This is a genomic window from Candidatus Afararchaeum irisae, from assembly GCA_034190545.1.
GTDB lineage: Archaea > Halobacteriota > Halobacteria > Halobacteriales > Afararchaeaceae > Afararchaeum > Afararchaeum irisae.
Genome location: JAXIOF010000023.1, coordinates 22407 through 40386, shown reverse-complemented (window position 1 = coordinate 40386; position 17980 = coordinate 22407). Strand labels below are relative to the sequence as shown.

Annotated in this window: 14 protein-coding genes; 6 read left to right on the top strand and 8 right to left on the bottom strand. The window is 57.6% G+C overall.

The annotated features are described in order from the left end of the window. Positions 1 to 375: 375 nt before the first annotated feature. Positions 376 to 1728, bottom strand: coding sequence for a bifunctional hydroxymethylpyrimidine kinase/phosphomethylpyrimidine kinase (gene thiD / locus SV253_03210; GenBank protein ID MDY6775075.1), 1353 nt, complete (start codon positions 1726 to 1728; stop codon positions 376 to 378). A gap of 54 nt (positions 1729 to 1782) precedes the next feature. Between thiD and SV253_03205 the strand changes: the two genes are divergently transcribed. The 4 genes from SV253_03205 (at position 1783) to SV253_03190 (ending at position 5680) form a co-directional block, all read left to right on the top strand. Further along, the gene (locus SV253_03205) at positions 1783 to 3069 is read left to right on the top strand and encodes a prephenate dehydrogenase (protein MDY6775074.1); all 1287 of its coding nucleotides are present in this window, start codon (positions 1783 to 1785) and stop codon (positions 3067 to 3069) included. Next, entirely contained in the window at positions 3066 to 4427 is a 1362-nt protein-coding gene (locus tag SV253_03200; GenBank protein MDY6775073.1) for a methyltransferase domain-containing protein, read from the top strand. The genes SV253_03205 and SV253_03200 overlap by 4 nt, the downstream gene beginning before the upstream one ends. A 33-nt stretch (positions 4428 to 4460) precedes the next feature. Then, entirely contained in the window at positions 4461 to 5126 is a 666-nt protein-coding gene (locus SV253_03195) for a HEAT repeat domain-containing protein (protein MDY6775072.1), read from the top strand. 68 nt (positions 5127 to 5194) lie between these two features. Then, a complete protein-coding gene (locus SV253_03190) occupies positions 5195 to 5680 on the top strand; it encodes a high-potential iron-sulfur protein (protein ID MDY6775071.1) in 486 nt (161 codons plus the stop codon). Between the two features lie 41 nt (positions 5681 to 5721). On the opposite strand, the gene SV253_03185 is transcribed toward SV253_03190, so the two are convergent. Together SV253_03185 and gpmI are read right to left on the bottom strand one after the other, a co-directional pair. Next, a complete protein-coding gene (locus SV253_03185; GenBank protein MDY6775070.1) occupies positions 5722 to 6384 on the bottom strand; it encodes an RNA ligase partner protein in 663 nt (220 codons plus the stop codon). 64 nt (positions 6385 to 6448) lie between these two features. Continuing rightward, the gene (gene gpmI, locus SV253_03180; GenBank protein ID MDY6775069.1) at positions 6449 to 7930 is read right to left on the bottom strand and encodes a 2,3-bisphosphoglycerate-independent phosphoglycerate mutase; all 1482 of its coding nucleotides are present in this window, start codon (positions 7928 to 7930) and stop codon (positions 6449 to 6451) included. A gap of 1133 nt (positions 7931 to 9063) precedes the next feature. On the opposite strand from gpmI, the gene SV253_03175 reads away from it, so the two are divergent. Both SV253_03175 and ppsA read left to right on the top strand, forming a co-directional pair. Next, positions 9064 to 10641, top strand: coding sequence for an Hvo_1808 family surface protein (locus SV253_03175; GenBank protein MDY6775068.1), 1578 nt, complete (start codon positions 9064 to 9066; stop codon positions 10639 to 10641). Positions 10642 to 10690: 49 nt separating this feature from the next. Further along, the gene (gene ppsA / locus SV253_03170; protein MDY6775067.1) at positions 10691 to 13183 is read left to right on the top strand and encodes a phosphoenolpyruvate synthase; all 2493 of its coding nucleotides are present in this window, start codon (positions 10691 to 10693) and stop codon (positions 13181 to 13183) included. On the opposite strand, the gene SV253_03165 is transcribed toward ppsA, so the two are convergent. From SV253_03165 to SV253_03145, 5 genes are all read right to left on the bottom strand, one after another. Then, on the bottom strand, positions 13177 to 13593 hold the full coding sequence (locus SV253_03165) for a DUF309 domain-containing protein (GenBank protein MDY6775066.1): 417 nt from the start codon (positions 13591 to 13593) through the stop codon (positions 13177 to 13179). The two genes, ppsA and SV253_03165, sit on opposite strands and share 7 nt — an antisense overlap. A 1-nt stretch (position 13594) precedes the next feature. Continuing rightward, positions 13595 to 13825 (bottom strand): flagella cluster protein, encoded by a 231-nt coding sequence (locus SV253_03160; protein MDY6775065.1) that lies wholly within the window; start codon positions 13823 to 13825, stop codon positions 13595 to 13597. Positions 13826 to 13851: 26 nt separating this feature from the next. Continuing rightward, complete coding sequence (gene icd, locus SV253_03155; GenBank protein ID MDY6775064.1) at positions 13852 to 15096, bottom strand: isocitrate dehydrogenase (NADP(+)); 1245 nt, start codon at positions 15094 to 15096, stop codon at positions 13852 to 13854. 21 nt (positions 15097 to 15117) lie between these two features. Then, the gene (locus SV253_03150) at positions 15118 to 15612 is read right to left on the bottom strand and encodes an NUDIX hydrolase (protein MDY6775063.1); all 495 of its coding nucleotides are present in this window, start codon (positions 15610 to 15612) and stop codon (positions 15118 to 15120) included. A gap of 183 nt (positions 15613 to 15795) precedes the next feature. Next, positions 15796 to 17976, bottom strand: a complete 2181-nt coding sequence (locus tag SV253_03145; protein ID MDY6775062.1) for a transglutaminase-like domain-containing protein — start codon at positions 17974 to 17976, stop codon at positions 15796 to 15798. Between the last annotated feature and the right edge of the window lie 4 nt (positions 17977 to 17980).

The window sequence follows — 17980 nt, the reverse complement described above, 5'->3', positions numbered from 1 at the left end:
AAAAACTTGGGGAGTAGGTCGGATCGTTGAACGTTGTTTGCCCCTCAGAGCTTACTCGATTCCCGCCCGTTCGCCAGACTGCGTCTGGCGGGCAACCAGAATCCTGTGGATTCTGGGTGACGTCCCCAGAACGCGAAGCGTTCTGGTGTGCCGAACGAGACGCACGGCGTCTCGTCAACGTCCTCAGAATCGCAGAGCGATTCTGATGTGCGGACGAGAGCTTCGCTCTCGTCAACGTTCGCTAATCTCTGATTAGCGTGCAAGCAAATCTTTGATTTGCATACGTTCGGAAATCTTCGATTTCCGAGCCCACAAGACCGAAGGTCTTGTGAACGCCGTGAACAGCGGGACTCCCTCGCTGAATCAGGTGGACGGTCAGACCCCAGCCTCGTCATCGAGTTCGAGTACCCTCTCGACGGCTTCGTCGGCTGAGTCAGCTAAGAGTCTGACCATACTCTCCTTTCCGACGTCCCCCCTGTCGAGAACCGCGTCGGGAGCCTCACCGCGCCCCTCCATCACGACCTTCGCGCTCCAGCTCATCGTACTTCCCTCAGTCGACTTTATTCTTTCAGGCTCCTCCGACCTGTCGAACTCGACGACGTCCCAGTTGAGACTGTCTACGGCTTTCTCTATCCTGTCGTCGAGACGCAGGTTCGCGGCAGCGTTGACCGACTCGTCGTAGTCACGTACTCCCAAGAGGAAACGCGCGACGTGGCTTGACGCTCCTAGCCAGGCTCCCGACGTCGCCTTGACGCCGTCAGAGAGCCGCGAGATACGTCCCTCTACTGCTGCGACCTCGTCGACCGAGACGGCATACGGAGTCGTGACAGCGAAGTTGGTACCCACCTCAGGGACGACACGAGAGATGTCCTCTGACTCGAATGTCTCGACGGCGTCCCTGACCTTCGCCACGGTCTCTAACTCCGACGCCCGGTTGCGTAACCCCGACATATGGTGGACGGGACCGTTTCCCTCACCGAGTTCTAGACCGTATCTTATCGCTCTGTGGATGAACTCCTCTCCCCTCGCAACAGCAGTCTGGAGATCCTCTCCTTTAGCGAGTTCGGCGGTCACAGCCGACGATAGCGCGCAGCCCGTTCCGTGTGTCTTCTCGGTTTCGAGCCTCTCCTTGTAGAACTTACGTGAGTTCGAGAGACGCAGAACGTCGACTATCTCCCTGTCGTCAGCCTCGGTTTCGGAGTGTCCTCCCTTTACGAGAGCCGCGTCGGCTCCTAGGCTTTCGGTGATTATCTTTGCCGCCCTCTCCATTGACTTCTCGTCGTGAACCTCGACGTCGGCGAGTACCTCAGCCTCGGGTATGTTGGGTGTGACGAGGCTCGCCTCGGGGACGAGTTCACGTCTGAGTACCTCCTCGGCGTCTTCGTCTAAGAGTCTGTCACCGCTCTGTGCGACCATCACGGGATCGACCACGAGAGGTAAGTCGTTCTGTCTCAGCTTATCGGCGACCGCCTCTATTATCTCGGGGCTCCCGAGCATACCCGTCTTCACGGCTCCGACGTCGAAGTCAGAGACGACTGAGTCTATCTGTGCGACGACTTCGTCGGGTGGCACGGGATAGACAGAGTCGACCCCAACCGTGTTCTGTGCTGTGAGGTTGGTCACAGCCGAAGTTCCGAAGACGCCTCTCGCCTCGAACGTCTTGAGGTCTGCCTGTATCCCGGCTCCGCCTCCCGAGTCGGATCCCGCAACTGTCAGAGCTACTTCCATGTGAGACGTATCAAGACCGTTCGACTTTTATCTGTCTCTGTCGTCTTCTAATACATGAAGACTCTCGTGGTCGGCGGCGCGGGCGCGATGGGGAGGTGGTTCGTGGAGTTCTTCGAGGAACGCGGCTACGACGTCTCGGTGAGTGACCCCGACGCCGAGGACTCCGTGAGTCTCGAACGCGCCGACGACTTCGACTTAGTAGTAGTCTCAGTACCCATAGAGTCGACTGTCGACGTCGTCGAGGAGGTCGCCCCGCGTATGTCGGACGGTCTCCTGATGGACATCACGAGCGTCAAGAAGAAACCCGTCGAGGCTATGCGTGAAAGTACGTCGGAGGACGTCGAGGTTCTCGGCACACATCCGATGTACGGTCCGAGCGTACGTTCGATGAGAGGACAGACAGTCATACTCGTCGAGGTACGTACGGGGGAAAGAGCCAAGGAGGTCATCTCGCTCTTCGACGACGCGGGGGCTAACATACAGCGCGTCTCGGCTGAGGAACACGACAGGATGATGAGCATAGTCCAGGGTCTGACCCATTTCTCTTACATCACAGTCGGAAGAACCCTCGAACGTCTGAGGTTCGACGTCGACGAGTCGAGACGGTTCATGTCCCCAGTCTACGAGATAACACTCGACTTCGTAGGACGTATTCTCAACCAGAACCCCCATCTCTACGCCGACATACAGCAGAACCAGCCCGTCGGCGAGGTACACGACGCCTTCGTCGAGACGGCGCGCGAACTCAGGAGTCTGGTCGAGGAAGACGACCACGACGGCTTCGTCGACCTGATGCACGAGTCGGCGCGCCATTACGGAGACACCAAGAGTGCTCTCCGGCGTTCCGACAAGCTCATAGACGCGAAGGTCAGGGAGTACGAGGAGCTCCACGAGAGCGTGGGCGACGAAAGGGGTCTACGGCATATCTACTCCGACACGGTTCACGTCGGTGTGGTCGAGGAGATCGATGGACAGACGGTCTATCTCGACGAGGGCGAAGGGGACGACGGCAGGGTCGAGCTAAACACCGGAAACGTCGAGTTACTCTCCGACGAAGAGCTCAGGAGATGGAAGCTCGAAAGCCTCGAAAGACACGAGAGAGACGTCAGCACCGTCTTCGGACGCCGTCTCGACCCTGATGTTCTCGAAGACGTACTGGAGTCTTCCCACGCCGAAGTCGTCGGCTCGGAGGTAATCGACGTATACGACGGCGAAGGAGTTCCCGACGGAACCGTGAGCTACACGGTGCGGCTCGAGATCATAGGCGACGCCGACCCCGACGAGGTCGTCGGATCGGTAGTCGAGACAGTCGAAGGACTCGGAGGCGAGATCAGGACGTGACTGAGCGCGACGAGATACTCGACACGGTGTGTTACACCGCGAAAGCACACGACTTCACGACTGAGGAGATAGACAACTACCTCTCCTTCGATGCCGACCCCGACGAGGTTAGGGAGGTAATATCCGACAACGTCTACGACGTCTCAGTGGGTGAGACAGACGAGGGTGTCTTCACGAGGGTCGAGGGCGACGGAATACAGGCGGGTTTCGACTCCGGGATGACAGACTGGGTCGAGTCGAGCGTCGTCGAGATACTAGAAGAGGAGACAGAGTCGGGGTCAGAGAGACAGCTTCTGAGGTACATAGACTCACTCAGGGGAAGCTATCCCGGCTCAGGAGTCGAGTACACCGCAGAGGACTGTCTGGCTTACCTCACGTACCACTTCCCCGCCTACTACGTCGAGGCAAAACACGTTCTCTCAGACCTGCCTCTCAGTGACAGGATGCGCGTCCTCGATGTAGGCGCGGGTGTCGGCGCGAACGCCCTCGGACTCCACGACCTACTTCCGTCACGAACAGCGGTCGAGTACACAGGAGTCGAACCTTCGGGAGCCTCCGAGTACCTCGAACGTCTCCTCTCGGGAACACGTACTACTTTCGGGACACGTGTCGAGAGGGGGACAGCCTCGTCTTTCTCTCCCGAAGCCGATGAGAGATACGACCTCATACTCTTCTTCAACGTCGTGAACGAGCTAAACGATCCTGTCGGTGTCCTCGAGGAGTACACCGATTACCTCTCCGAAGACGGGAGCCTCGTCGTAGTCGATCCCGCCGACCTAGAGACCTCGGTTCCGCTGCGTGAGATACAGCGCGAGTTCCACGACGAGTACACTGTTTACGGTCCGTGTACGTATCTCTGGGACGAGAAATGCGGAGGCAGATGCTGGAGCTTCGACTCGGTCGGTTTCGAGCCCCCCGACTTCGCGCGTTCGTATGTCGGAGACAGGGACGCCTACGTCCGCAGCGAGGTCAAGTACTCCCACTTCATACTGAGGAAGGACGGTAGAACACGGCGTTCGTACGACGCCCGACGGTCGGATGAGGCTATGATGGACGAAATGTCGGGACACGTCGGAAGACGGATACGTGTCACGGCGGAGAAGATGAGCGGCGACCTCAGCGACAAAAACGACGGAACCGAGATCTACAAGATCTGTGACGGCTCGGCGAAGTCGGAGCATTATGCCGTCCTCAGACAGGAGACGGAGTTCAACACCTACCTCCGAGACGCCGACTACGGCGAGATACTCCGTCTCGAAGACGTCTTAGTACATTACAATCCCAACGAGTCGGAGGACGTTCCCGAGTCTTACCACCTCGTCGTCGACAGTGACTCCGTGGTGGCAAGACAAGAGTAAAGATATTTGATACGTAACCGTGTATACCCGACAATGTCAGACAGTGACAATGACTCGCCGTCGACGCGCGACGAACTCGACGACCTCGGGTTCTACGACAACGAGTTCACCGAGTTCCCTCCCGAGCTCAGCGGGATAAAGAGGTTCAAGGTCGAGGGGAAGACAGAGCCCTTAGTCGAGTCGCTCGACGTCTTCGAAGCCAACTTCCTGAGGGAAGAGGTCATAGAGGCTCTCGGAAGGATAGGAGACCCGGACGCCGTCGACCGTCTCCTCGATGAGGTCGACGACGCCGACATGCGTCTCGACGCGATAGAAGCACTCGCTCGTATAGGATCTCCGAAGGCGTCCGAGAAGCTACAGGAACTCCTCGATCCTGAAGCCAATGTCCCCGACAACGTACGTGCGAAGGCGGCGGACGCCCTCGGAGAGATCGGTGACGAGGGAGCCACAGAGACACTCGTCGAGAGTCTCGAACTCGAATCCGTACGCCTAAGAGAGGCAGCCTCAGACGCCTTAGGAAAGATAGGCGACGAGGACGCAGTCGAGGGTCTCGAACGCCTCTTAGAAGAAGAGACACACGAGTCGGTTCGGGTGAGTGCGGCGAAGTCGCTCTCAGAGATAGGAAACGACCGAGCCAGACAGGTACTAGACGGCTACTCCGACGACACGAACGAGCTAGTAGCTCAGGCAGCGTCCTAAGTACATATACAAATTCAGACCGAAAGGGAAAGATATATTTCTATTTAGTGGTACAGACCTAGTAGATCATGGACAGAAGAGACTTCCTGAAGGCTGCGGGAGCGACATCGATAGCTGGACTCGCCGGCTGTACAGGCGGCGGTGGAGGCGGCGGCTCTGGTGGAGACACAGGCGGAAACGGCGGAGGCGGAAGCAGTGGAGGCTCTAGTGGAAGCACAGGAGGTAACGAATCCGGAGGAAGCTCCGGCGGAAGTAGCGGCGGCGGAACCTCGGGACTCCCCGAAGGCGTCTCCCAGAAACAGTTCGACACTGGTCCCGTCCCAAAGTCCGAGAGAACTGCAACCTCACAGGGTGGAACCAAGAGAAACCCCAAAGTCCTCCAGGCAAAGAGTGCTGTGGGCTACCAGTCGCATCCAAGCTCTGGACAGCAGTGTAACGGCTGTGTCCAGTACATACCCGACAAGAACGGCGACGGCTACGGCGCGTGTGCCCTCGTCCAGGGCTACATAAACCCCACAGGTTACTGCTCGCTCTACGCCGCTTACCAGGGTTAGAAGAGTAAAGTAGTACAGTACAGAAACTTTCGATCAACTAACTATCTGTTCTGTGTCTCCTTGAGGTACTCCTCTAGGAGTCCGGGAAACTCACGTCCTCTCATGTAACGCAGACCGAAGTCACTCGCCCATCTTATTATACCCTCGTCCTCTGTCACGACTCCGGCGTCGAGTTCACGCGCAAGTATGAGGAGGTCGAAGTCCTCGCGCGAGTCGAGGACTCCCTGACGGAGCGTGTCGCGGTACTTGTCGCGGAGATCGGAGACGACCTTGTCGACCTCGGTCATGTAGTCGTGTTCGTCGACAGTCTCGGGCTTCGACTTCTCGGCTCGTCTCACTGCCTCCTCCGAGACACGGAGACCACGGTTGACGCGGTCGCTCATCTCGTCTATGAAGCCATAGACTATCTCGGCGGGAATCATGACCTCGAACCTCGCGGGGTTCTTCTTTATGACCCACGTGTTGAGACGTGAGTAGGTCTCGTCTGAGATATCCCTGTCACGTAACATGCCGTCGAGTTCGTCGTAGATCGAGGGCGGGAAGTAACACGAAATGTTGAGCTTGAGCTTGGCGTCGGCTATGAGATCGAGTAGACGCGTGAGTGCGTCCTCTAAGCTCTCCCCCTCCCTGCGTATCTCGTCGGTCATGAAAGCCGACGTATCGACGACGAACCTCTGTTTGAGAGGATGTTCGGGTCTCGACATACCGAATGAATAGACGTTACGAGAGACAGATCAAGCTTACTGTCGGCGTTTCGGCGGCTGAGACTCAGACGAGAGGGTCGCCCGTCATCTCATCAGGAGCCTCAGTCCCGAGTAGCTTGAGGAGGCTCGGAGCGATGTCACGAAGCTCCCCACGTCGCTCCACCTCGCCGTCTCCGTCTATCTGTATGAAGGGAGCGGGGTTGAAGGTATGTGCGGTATGTGGGTCGTCGGGAGTCCCCATCTCGTCGGCGTTTCCGTGGTCGGCTGTCACGATAACCTCGGCTCCGTCCTCTACGAGAGCGTCGACGAGCTCTCCCGCGCACATGTCGACGAACTCACACGCCTCGACTGCGGCTTCGTAGTCTCCCGTGTGTCCCACCATGTCGGGGTTGGCGTAGTTGAGTATGAGGAGATCGTACTCTCCGACGGCTTCGAGTGCCTTGTCGGTGACCTCACGCGCACTCATACGGGGTGTCTCGTCGTAGGTCTCGACGTCAGGGCTCGGAACTATGACGCGCTCCTCTCCGTCGAAGGTCTCCTCTCTGCCTCCGTTGAGGAAGTAGGTCACGTGGGCGTACTTCTCGGTCTCAGCTATCCGCATCTGTGTCATTCCCTCGTCCGAGACTACTTCGCCTAAGACGTTCTCGGGCTCGACGGGGTCGAAAGCCACGTCTAAGCCGTACTCGGAGTCGTACTCGGTCATCGTAGTAAAGTCGAGGTCGAGAGATGGATACTCCCGGGTGTCCCAAGCGTCGGAGTCTATGCCGTTCAGCATACGCGTAAGCTGGCGCGCCCTGTCGGCACGGAAGTTGAAGAAGACAACTGAGTCACCGTCTTCGAGAGCGGGGGCACCGTCGACGACAGTCGGCTCGACGAACTCGTCTGTCTCTCCCCTGTCGTAGGCTTCCTCGACCGCCTCGCTGGCTGTCTCGGCGTCTCTTCCCTCGCGGCTGACTATCGCGTCGTAAGCCATGCCCGTGCGTTCCCATCTCTCGTCCCTGTCCATCGCGTAGTAACGTCCCGAGACCGTCGCAACCGTCGCATCTGTCTCGTCCGCCTTCTCCTCTAACTCCTCGATATAACCGAGAGCACTCTTCGGAGGAGTGTCACGTCCGTCGAGGAAGGCGTGTACGACTGCCTCGCGTCGGTGATCCTGTGCCATCTCTAAGAGGGTGTGGAGATGTCTCTGTGCCGAATGTACACCGCCGTCGCTCACGAGTCCCATGAGATGGAGACGGTCTCCCGACTCGACCGCATCGACGAGAGCTTCGTTCTCGAAGAAAGAGCCGTCGTCTATAGACTCGTCTATCCGTTTTATGGGCTGTCTGACTATCCTACCCGCGCCTATGTTGAGATGTCCGACCTCGGAGTTCCCCATCTGACCCTCGGTGAGACCGACAGAGGGTCCGTGTGTCGTGAGAAGACCGAACCTTCCCTCGCGTCTCCATCTGTCGAAGTTGGGTGTCTCGGCGTTTGCGACCGCGTTCCCCTGAGTCTCGTCACGTATTCCCCAGCCGTCGAGTATTATGAGCGCGGCGTGAGTCATTTCTTGTCTGGTTATCTATCGAGGCGTGGTAACTGTAAGTTCATCGGTCTGGAGAATAACCTTTCAAGGATCGAGCATACCTAACTCAAACTCGACTGACGGTAGTAGTCGAAGACCTGCCTTCCCCACCACATATCTGTTGGATCTGCAGTCCGGACTACCCCTTGGTTTGAGCCGTAGACTACATGATGATGACTACGACGGGACTGGCGGTAATGCAATTGGACATATCCTCGATACTCTAGGTCTCTGGTTCAACTAGCTCTTTGTCAGTCTGAGGGTGAACCCCCAGGAAAAGGAACTGAACTCCTCCTCGGAACCATACATATACAGGCTATATGACTCTTGAAAATGATAATTTCCTGTATGGAGGCAGTCCGAGTTTTGAGGATGACCCCAAACTTGAAGATCGATATGTCGACTACTGCCTGGATCTAACTCGACTGACTTCTTTAGTAAGAAAGGATTTCCAGGTACTCCGTTCAGCTTCCAGCACGGCCTCCCGTTCTTTCGAGGAGTATCCTCAGGGATGGCTTCCGAGGATCTTTTGGTGAGCACGGATTTCTCGTAAGAACTGGTTAATATGAGTCCGGGATCGGTCTCCTTACTTATCCGATTTGGGAGACTAAAAAAAGGAAATCCACCTGTTGTAATGCTTTGTTTTTCGGAGCCTGTGTTTGTCACTGTGATGCGGACGAGTGCGGTATCGTCTTTGGTGACAGTGGCACGGGGAACGCTAACCTCAAAAGAAACCGGGACTGAGTTAGGTATGGGTTGAGTCCCGTCAACCGTGACAGTGGCGATAGAGTTAGAGCCAGTGTGAGTGTCGCCAGCGGGAAGTTTAGAGGTACAGCCTGCAATGGCTGTGGTGCCGGCTACAGATAGAGAGAGGTCAAGGAACTCACGCCGGTTCAAGGTCATCATGACCACCTCTGGTGGCTATGAGCATCAAAGCTCTGTTTCGATACATCAATTCTAGTATTCGGAATAGTTTTAAAGCATTTTCGGCGCCATCTAATCTATCTAAGTACGTGTACACGTTAAGTAGAACTCCCATGGTGACTACCTTCCGGTACAAGTATCTGTACTGTACTGTTTTGAGGCATCGGGACGTATACTCGGCAGGTGGTATCTTGACACATCTCAACCGTTCCGTCGTCCTCGTCTCTCTCGTCGTTGTACTGTCCCTATGTCTCGTTCCGACCGCATCCGCTGAGATAGGCGAAGTAGACGGCTACTCCCATGACGACAGACTCGACATAAACACCTCAGACGGACTCTCCGACGACGAGGCGGAGGCTCTCGTCTCACGTAGCATGGCACGTGTCGAGTACATACGCGGGGTCGAGTTTAACTCGGAGATTCCCGTGAGGAGTATATCACGGTCGGAGTACCGCGACAGGATGTCGGAGAGGGAGAAAGGGTCTAACAGTAATAGTAACAGAAACAGTACTCTCTCCGACTGGAACAACCAGGTCTGGGAAGCCCTCTTCATAGTCGGAGAGAACGACGACGTCACCGACGAGATACACGACGTCATCAACTCGAACGTCATAGGCTACTACTCGCCCGAGAACGACACCGTCTTCCTCGTGAGCGGTGCCTCGAAGATAGACGGGTCGACACTCGTACACGAACTCGTACACGCACTCCAGGATCAGAGAGGCAAGCTTGAGGAGTTCAGGAACACGTCACGTCTCACACAGGATCAGCAGCTCGCGTCGGACGCTGTCATAGAGGGCGAGGCGAACTACATCATGTACAGGTACGAGGAGAGATGCGGCGACGGATGGAACTGCCTCGAAGGCGGATCGTCGTCGACGTCGGGGTCGGGGTCAGACGTCAACCTCGGTGTACTGATGACTATGTACGAGCCCTACTCAGACGATCCCGGCTACGTAGCCTCGCTCGTCGAAGACCGAGATAGGAATGGATACAGATGGAGCCGTCTCGAAGAAAGGTACGACGACCCACCCGAGACGACTGAGGAGGTCATACATCTCCATCTCGGTGGCTCAGACGACGTCCCCGAGATCGAGTTCAACGACACGTCGTCACGTAACTGGAGTCTCTACGAACACGGCTACGACACAGTCGGCGAGGCGTCGATCCACAATATGTTCTGGTACCAGAGCTACAAGTACGGAGTCGAAGCCACCAACACATCGGACTTCAGACAGCCCTCACGCAAGTACGGTATCTACAGATACGTCAGCCGAGCCTCGGCGGGATGGGGCAACGACAGAGTCTATCCCTACAAGACAGACGGCGGCGGGAACGGTTACGTCTGGAAGACTGTCTGGGACTCCGAGAGCGACGCCGACGAGTTCTACGACGCCTACACAGAGGTTCTCGAAGGACACGGAGCCGAGAGACACGGAGAGGCGTGGGTGATACCCGACGGCGAGTTCGCCGACGCTTTCCATGTCACGAAGGATGGAAAGACAGTAAAGATCGTCAACGCGCCCGACGTCGAGAGTCTGAGTCAGATCGACGCGACCATAACCACAGGGACATCCGATTCAGAGTCAGAGTCGGTGTCAGTCGGTTCAGACCCTGATTCAGGTTCAGGCTCAGGTTCAGATGTTTCGGAGACAGTTACGAATCCGATCTCCGGGGTGTTTCCGAGCGACACAACCGCATTAACCGTGTCTCTGGTCGTCTTTGTCGCCTTCATAGCCGTGGCTTCTCTTACGGCTCTTAGACGTTAGAGTTGACTCGCACGCCAGATTCAAATACTTTCGTCTGGGAGTAAGTCGCATGTCCAGAGTCCTCTGGTTCGACGAGATAGGGTCGGGTGACACGGCGTCAGTCGGAGGGAAAAGTGCTAACTTAGGAGTCCTTGCAAACGAGGTCGACGTCCCCGTTCTCCCGGGTTTTGCGACGACCGCCGAAGCCTACGACGACTACATAAGACACAACGACCTAGACGACGAGATACGTGAGACTCTCTCGGGAATCGACACCCACGACACAGCCGACCTCCGGAGACGTGGCAGTAAGATACGTTCACTCATACTCGGTGGCGAGATTCCGGACGACCTCCGCGACGAGATAGCCGAGTCTTACTCCGAGCTCAGTGACCGTCTCGGGGTCGAAGTCGAGAATCCCGGCGTAGCCGTGCGTTCATCTGCGACCGCGGAGGATCTCCCCGGGGCTTCTTTCGCGGGACAGCAGGAGACCTTTCTCAACGTCTCGGGGACGGAAGAAGTAGTCGGGAGCGTCAAGGGATGTTACGCCTCCCTCTTCACTGACAGGGCTATCTCGTACAGGGAGGACAAGGGGTTCGACCATCTCGAAGTCAAGCTCTCAGCCGCTGTCCAGAAGATGGGGAACGCAGGTGAGGGGGTCTCGGGAGTGACCTTCACGATAGACCCCGACACGGGTTTCGAGAACGCCCTCGTCATAAACGCGAGCTACGGCTTCGGTGACCTCGTCGTACAGGGGGAGATAAACCCCGACGAGTTCACAGTCTTCAAGCAGAACCTCGGTATTATAGAGAGAAGGCTCGGCGACAAGCAGGAGAAGCTCGTGAGACGCGGGGGAGAAAACGTCAGAGTCGAAGTGCCAGACGAAGACTCGGAGTCTTTCTGTGTCTCCGACGAACGGGTCAGAGAGGTAGCAGAGTACGGAATGCGTGTCGAGGAGCATTACGGCAGACCCATGGACGTCGAATGGATACTCGACGGAGACACCGACGAAGTTTTCGTGATACAGGCGAGACCCGAGACTGTCGAGTCGGAGCGTGACCCGAACGTAGTAGAGAAGTACCGTCTCAGCGACGAGTCGGAGGTCCTGTCGAGAGGCAGCGCGGTAGGGTCGAGGATAGGTGCGGGAGTCGCACGCGTCTTAGAGTCGCCGGACGAGATCGACGAGTTCGGTGAAGACGAGGTTCTGGTTACTTCGAGGACAGACCCCGACTGGGAGCCCATAATGAAGAAAGCCGCGGCGATAGTCACAGACAAGGGTGGAAGGACGTCCCACGCCGCGATAGTCTCGCGCGAACTCGGTATTCCGGCTGTGATAGGGACCGACGACGGTACGTCTGTGATAGAGACGGGCGACGAGGTCACAGTCGACGCCTCGGAGTCGGAGGGAAAGGTCTGGTCGGGGGTTCTCGACTTCGAGGTCGAGACACACAGACTCGACGAGATTCCGGAGACAGATACTGAGGTTCTCGTCAACATAGGCGTGCCGTCTAAGGCGTTCGAGGTCGCACAGCTTCCCGTAGACGGAGTGGGTCTCGCACGTGAGGAGTTCATAATCTCGTCGGAGGTCGGCGTACATCCACTCAAGCTGATGGACGAGGGAAGAGAGGACGAGTACGTCGAGTCTCTCAGGTCGGGGGTCGGGAAGATAGGAGCGGCGTTCTACCCCGACAACGTCGTACTCCGTCTCAGCGACTTCAAGTCGGACGAGTACGCAGAGCTCAGAGGAGGAGACGAGTACGAGACCGAGGAGTCGAACCCGATGCTCGGATTCAGGGGGGCGTCACGTTACTACGACGACGAGTTCTCGGCGGCGTTCGAACTCGAATGTAGAGCCATAAGGAGGGCGATAGACAGCCTCGGTCTCGACAACCTCAAGGTGATGGTTCCTTTCTGCCGAACCGTCGAGGAGGGCGAGAGGGTACGTGAGAAGATGCGGGAGTACGGTCTCGACGAGGGCGACATAGATATCTACGTCATGGCTGAGGTTCCGTCGAACGTCGTCGCCGCCGACGGCTTCGCGCAGAACTTCGACGGCTTCTCTGTCGGAACCAACGACCTGACACAGCTAACACTCGGTGTCGACAGAAACAGCGACAGGCTCTCGGAGCTCTTCGACGAGAGGGACGTCGCCGTCAAGAGGTCGGTGAAGTCGCTCGTCGAGAAGGCGAAGATACTGGGTCTCCACACCGGAATCTGTGGCGACGCTCCGAGCACCCACGAAGGATACGCTGAGTTTCTCGTCGAGACGGGTATAGACTCGGTCTCTGTCTCGTCGGACGTCGCCCTCGAAACTATACTACGTGTCGCGGAGGCGGAGGGGGAGATGGACGGAACCGTAGAGTCAGATATAGATATGGTCGGCTGTGTGAGGGAAGTCATCGAAGCCCTCGGAGACGAAAAGGCTACGTCAGAAGAGCTGAGTCAGAAGACGGGTATGGATACAGAGGACGTCTCTCAGGCTCTCGGCTGGCTCCTCAACGAGAACTGGGTCGAAGTCGAGAAAGGACACAGAGAGAGGGAATACAGCCTGTGTCTCTACTGATCCCTGTCCCTGTCCCTGTCCGTGTCGAGGTCAAGGCTCAGCTCGGGCTCCCTCAGTATTAGCTCGGTGCCGTCTCTCTCGGAGCTACGGGCTCTGCGTTTAGCTTCGCGGTTTATCCGCCGGAGGTAGTCGACGTCGATACCTCTGTAAGTCGACGGTATCTCTTCGAGGTATATCAGAGCACTCGTCGAGAGGCTCCTGACCCCCTCGGGGTTGCCTCTCGTGAGATGGACATAGACCGCCGCGGTCTGTATCAGACCCTGGAGGAAGTTCTTGTTGTCACCTACGACCCCGTGCCACTCGTCCTCCCAGACCTCGTGAGCCTCGAAGTACTCGCCTTCGTTGAAGAGACGGACGCCCTCGGCTAGGTCGTCGGTAATACGGTCGTGGTCGCGGGATTCGTCTGACATATCAGTGCCTGTAAAGCTGTATTCTCTCGTCGCCTCTTACGACACAGAAGCTGAAAGGCTTGTCGGGGCTGAACGAGTTACACGTCTCCTCCGACTCCATCACGACCTCGAACTCACGTCCACACGCCGGACAGTCGAGTCCCTTCATGTTCCTGAAAGACCTCTTCGTGCCGGCGTCCTTCACGAGCTTAAGCTTACGTCTCTCGGAGTCGAGGTCGATAGGCGAGCACATCTTTCTCTCTCTCTCTCGAATCTGAGCTAAGACCTTATCTTCTCGGCGACGAGTTCGGCGAACTCACTAGTCGAGACCTTCTCTCCGCCGTCTATCTGTCTGTGGATGTCGTAGGTAACTGTTCCGTCCTGTATCGTCTCCTCGACTGCGTCCCTGACGAGGTCGGCGGCGTCGTCCCAGCCGAACTCCTCGAGCATCATACGTCCCGTGAGTATCATCGCGGTCGGGTTGACCTTGTCCTCTCCGGCGTACTTCGGCGCGCTTCCGTGGACAGGCTCGAAGACCCCTAAGACGTCGCCTATGTTACTACCGGGTGCGACACCGAGACCTCCGACCTGTCCCGCGGCGGCGTCCGAGAGGTAGTCGCCGTTGAGGTTGGGGAGTGCGAGTATGTCGTACTCGTCTGTACGTGTCAGAATCTGCTGGAGCATGTTGTCGGCTATCCTGTCCTTTATGACGACCTTGTCGTCGGGCTTCTCGCCGTCGTACTCGTCCCAGAGCTCGTCCTCTGTGATGACCTTCTCGGGGAACTCGTCCTCAGCGAGTTCGTAGCCCCAGTCACGGAAAGCACCCTCGGTGAACTTCATTATGTTGCCCTTGTGGACGAGTGTGACCGAGTCGCGGCCTCTGTCTATCGCGTACTCTATCGACTTCCTCACGAGCCTCTTCGTCTTGTGTTCGCTTATGGGCTTGACACCGATTCCGGCGTCGTCGGGTATGTCACAGTCCATCTCGTCGTTGAGGAACTCCCTGACGTCGTCGACATCGTCGGTTCCCTCCTCCCACTCGATTCCGGCGTAGACGTCCTCGGTAGCCTCCCTGAAGACGACCATGTCCATCTCCTCGGGCGACTTGACGGGCGAGGGGACTCCGTCGAGGTAGTAGACTGGACGTATGTTGGCGTAGAGGTCGAGACCCTTACGTATCGCGACGTTGAGTGAGCGGAATCCCGCGCCGACGGGTGTCGTGAGGGGTCCTTTGAGAGCGACCTTGAAATGGCGTATCGCATCGAAGGTCTCGTCGGGGAGTAGCTCCCCATACTCGTCCTCGGCGCGCTCCCCGGCGTAGATCTCGGTCCAGTGTATCTCACGTCCCGTCTCCTCGGCGGCGGCGTCGAGAACCTTCCTCGCAGCGGGCGAGACGTCCTGTCCTATGCCGTCTCCCGTGATGTAGGGAACTATCGGACTGTCGGGGACTACGAGGTCTTCGTCCTCGACCTGTATGACCTCTCCGTCTTCTGGTACTTCTACGTTGTCGAAATCGGCTGCCATACTACAGACTGAGTCGCGCGTCTAATGGTTCTTGCGCTCTCGGGCTTCGCGTCCGAGTGAGACAAGGGTCTCGAAGGTCGAGTACGTGAAGGTAATATGTGTCAGATCGTCGTCGTCGGGTAGGGAGCCGAAAAGCTTGACTGCGTCGACCTCGTCGTCGGTCTCACGCATCTCGTCGCCCATCTCACCGACGAAGACCCTTCCCTCGACGACGTGGTCTTCTCCCTCGACGTCGTAGGTCTCTTCTATGACGGCGAAAGGATCGGGGTCGACGAGTTCGTGCCCCGTCTCCTCCTCGAACTCCCTCGCCGCCGCGTCGGCGTAGGTCTCTCCGTCCTCAACCTTTCCGCCGGGTATCTCCCATCCCCTGTCGTCGTCAGAGTTCCTGACGAGAACGAAGTCACCCGAGTCGTCGAAGGCGACCGAGAGCGAGAAGGCGTCGTGTGACGGAGGTCTGTCGGCGGTCGTAGAAGTCTCAATTAGATCCAGACGTCTCTCGTCTGTCTCCTGTTCCATGTCACGTATTCGATGCCCAGAAGTATCAAGCTTAGGTTTAAGTTGTCATACGTCCGTCTTACTTTTTTCAGGTCAAAATTAACAGAAAGTATTTATTCAGTCCCTGCGTCTGTGTCGTTGTGGAGCCAAAGAATTGGCACCACGTGCCCTCCTTCCTGGGGTCTTAGAGACCCCGTCTGAGAATCACAGTTGACTAACTTGTAACTTGTCCCGGATGTAGTCGAGAGGCGATCTGAGACTGACAGCGAAGCCGAGACGTTTAGTCTGACGTACTGTAGAGTCGGCGTCGTCTACCGCCGCCTTAACGTCGGAAGCCGAGACACCGTCGGAGTAGGCTGACCTCTCGTGTGCCTCTATAAGCCCGGACAGTTCGCCCTCCCCGAGAGTCCTCTCGACGTAGTCACGGAAGGTCTCGCCACGCCGTCTCCGACCATGTCTACGTGAGATAGCCGCCTCAGCACGCCGTCTTGCGGTCGAGACTGTGCGCGACCGTGCTTCGTGGCTCCGTGTCGACGTGATCTGAAGCCTCAGACGGAGCCGCTTGGCTACGTCTCCGAAGACACCTGTGAGATGGAGAACGACGGCAGAGACTCCCAGAGACAGAGCCTCGGATAAGGAGACGGGTATCGTGGAAGAGACGGCGGAGACTAGAGAGGCGTCGGATTCGGAGTTACTGTACCCCGCCCTGACTGTCGTGTTTTCGGAAGAAGTAGAAGTAGACGTGTTAGTCGTCTGGTCGGAGGAGTCGGTTGTGTTAGTCTGGTTTGTCGGAGTTCGACTGTCGGTCTGTGTCCCGTTTGGGCTCGGAATGTCGGTAGACGGCGGAGGGGTTCTCCCGGGAACCATCAGAGCCTCTTGTGTCTCGCGCGGAGCCGAGGGAGTGGGATCGAAGTCGACCCAGCCGACGTCGGGGAAGTAGACCTGTACCCAGGCGTGTGAGTCGACGCCTCTCTGTCTCCAGGTGTTCTCGCCGACCGAGTCTCCCGGGAGGTATCCCGTGACGTATCTCGCGGGAACCCCCTGTGTACGTAACATGACAGTCATAGAAGTCGCGTAGTAGACACAGTATCCCTCCTCCATCCCGAAGACAAACGAGTCAGCGACTCCGCCGCGTGTCGAGTTGGGTCTCTCGACCTGTAACGAGTACTCCTTGTTGGTCTCAAGCCAGTCCTCAACTGACTCCGCCTTCGCGTACGCAGTCGGGTCGCCACGTGTGATCTCGGAGGTCTTCTCGACGAGTCTCTCGGGTACCGTCTCGGGAGTCTGGAGGTACCTCTCACGTATCTCGGGAGGATACTCCGAGGACGAGGACGAGGACGAGGACGACAGTGCCTCTACGACCCTTCTGTTTTCGGGAGCCACGCCGCTTATGACCCTGTAAGACGTGTCGGTGTCAGTCTCGGAGGTCTCGGGGGTCTCGGAGGCTTCGAGGTATCCGTCGGGGGAGATAGTAGGACCGCCCTCAACGTCCACGGGCTTGTAGACAGAGGGTCGTATCCCGAGACCCGACGAGTTGAGGTTTACTCTCTGGGTCACAAAGTCTCTTACCTCGGGAGGTGGCTGTGCTCTAGTCGATGCCGAAGCCGACTGTGTCCTAACCCAGCTCTCTCCCGAGTACCTGTCGTAGACCGAGACGACCATGTACTCGGGTACTCTCTCCGACTCGACCGTGTAGATCCGACGTGTCGTGAGATCCACCCCCTCGGAGATGTCGTAGGTGTCGGACGCCTTCGCAAATCCCGTGCTTACCTCGGATCCGCCGCTACCACCTTCGCCTCCCCCATCTCCTCCGAGTATTCCGGTCTCGTCGCCGGGTACAGCCGTCACTACGAGAGGCGACGCCGCGACGACTAATAGGGTGAGGAGGACAGTCGTATACGCTGACTTCGGAGGACGTTGATCCTCGGCTAGACGGTCGATCTCTCCGAATCCGACGGCTGCTATACCCCCCGCGACTCCGAGGAGTACGAGAGTCGAGTCGGCGTCTCCGGTCAGGACGAAGAAGCCAAGGACGGCACCCGCGACTCCCGTCGCTCCGACGTATCTCGTCGTGAGGACGAGGTAGACTGAGACGAAGAGTGGTATCGGGACGAAGAAGACCGACCAGACGCCGGCGTTGAGTATCCTCATAACCGACATACTCCCCGTCGCAAATCCGACGGCGTCGGAGACTAAGTGGTTTAGACTGAATACACCGGGAGGGAGTGTCGTGAGATAGACCGCGGCGGAGACAGACGAGACGGCGACTCCGACAGCCCCGAGTCGGCGTGTGTCGACCTCCGACAGACGTGAGAACGAGGCTCCGACACCGAGTCCTACGGCTGCGGCTGATACGCCGAGGAAGACTGTCGAGGTTCCCGTCACCGAA